The 936-nt window shown below is 70.2% G+C and carries 1 pseudogene; it reads left to right on the top strand.

From position 1 onward, the window contains the following. Positions 1 to 936 (top strand): annotated as a pseudogene (locus DBR22_RS24715) (PEP/pyruvate-binding domain-containing protein); the annotation flags it as partial.

The raw sequence follows: 936 nt of genomic DNA, 5'->3' as shown, positions 1-936 counted from the left end.
ATTACTACTACCGCACCGCGGGGATGCTGCGGATGCTGGGCAAGACGCTGCCGGCGGTCCGCGCTCTGGCCCGCGGCCAGGCGCACATGGGGGTGGCCGGCTGGCGCGACTACTCGCATCCCAAGTACGAACGGGTGATCGAGGACTGGCAGGCGAAGCCGGTCGCGGAGCTCTCCGGCGAGGAGCTGCTGGAGGGTGCGCAGGCCCTGCTGGACGCCGGCACCGTGTACTACACGGCCGTGCAGTCCATCATTCCGCTGGCCGCGAGCAGCGAACTCTCCTTCCGGGCGTTCTACGAGAAGCTCGTCCGGCGAGACGGGGATCCCCCGGCGCAGACCTTCATCCTCGGCTACGACAGCGAACCCATCCGGGCGGAGAAGTCGCTGTACGGCCTTGCCGCGTGGGCCCGCGGCGTACCCGGACTGGCCGCTGCGCTGCTCCATGAACCGACGACGGCGTTGGCCGGGTCCCAGCGCACCGGCGCCGCGCCTGCCGGGTTCGATCAGTCGTTGTGGGAGCAGTGGCATTCCCGCCTTCAGGCCCACCTGGACCGGTTCGGCCATACGGTCTACAACCTGGACTTCGCCAACCCGGTGCCGGCCGACGATCCGTCGGCACCGCTGGGAACGGTGAAGTTCTATCTGCGCGGGCAGGGCACAGATCCGAACGAACGGCAGCGGCACTCCGCCGAACGCCGGGAGAACCAGACCAGGCTGGTCAGCACCCGCCTCGGGCCCCGCCGCCGCGCCGCCTTCCTCCGGCTGCTCCGGTGGGCACAGAGCACCGCGCCGATCCGCGAAGACGCACTGGCCGACGTCGGCCTGGCCTGGCCGCTGCTGCGGCGGATGCTGCTCGAACTCGGCCAACGTCTCGTGGACTCCAGCGTGATTGGCGAGCCCGCCGACGTGTTCTGGCTGCGGTACCAGGAGCTGCGGA

Source organism: Arthrobacter sp. HMWF013, from assembly GCF_003061105.1.
Classification (GTDB): domain Bacteria; phylum Actinomycetota; class Actinomycetes; order Actinomycetales; family Micrococcaceae; genus Arthrobacter.
Note: the sequence above shows the minus strand (reverse complement) of the source record. Positions and strands in the feature narration are given on the sequence as shown.